General features: G+C 44.5%; 2 protein-coding genes. Both read left to right on the plus strand.

What is annotated here, in order from left to right:
* Positions 1-25: 25 nt before the first annotated feature.
* Positions 26-109, plus strand: a complete 84-nt coding sequence (locus R7Q46_RS30320) for a hypothetical protein (RefSeq protein ID WP_318078734.1) — start codon at positions 26-28, stop codon at positions 107-109.
* Positions 109-517 (plus strand): beta-galactosidase (locus R7Q46_RS30325; RefSeq protein WP_318078733.1); only part of this gene is annotated, 409 nt, incomplete at its 3' end. The genes R7Q46_RS30320 and R7Q46_RS30325, both read left to right, overlap by 1 nt.

Raw genomic sequence — 517 nt, forward strand, 5'->3', positions numbered from 1 at the left:
GGACTATAGCGGGGACAAATGGGACATGGGCAATTCATGGGAGAACCAAGCACTGTTTGATTTTGAAGGTAACGCACTACCGTCATTGAAAGTATTTAAAGGTCAATAATGAACAATAAAAAACACATCATTCCAAAGATAAAAGGCTTGCTCCATGGAGCAGATTACAACCCTGAGCAATGGTTAGACAGACCTGATATTTTAGCGAAAGATATTGAACTGATGAAGCAGACGAATTGTAACGTTATGTCTGTCGGTATCTTCAGTTGGTCTGCTCTTGAGCCTGTTGAAGGTGAGTTTCAGTTTGAATGGCTCGATAACGTACTGGATAACTTGGCAGACAATGGGATTTCTGTATTCCTGGCGACACCGAGCGGTGCGCGTCCTGCCTGGTTGTCTGAACGATACCCTGACGTCCTTCGAGTCAACAGCGCACGTGTTAAACAACTGCATGGAGAACGTCATAACCATTGTTACAGCTCACCGAATTACCGTGAGAAAGTGAGCATCATGAACG

This window comes from Vibrio sp. 811 (assembly GCF_033339195.1).

Excerpts from the sequence above, each read along its gene's own strand:
- R7Q46_RS30320 (WP_318078734.1), top strand. The coding sequence starts at position 26 with ATGGGCAATTCATGGGAGAACCAAGCACTGTTTGATTTTGAAGGTAAC.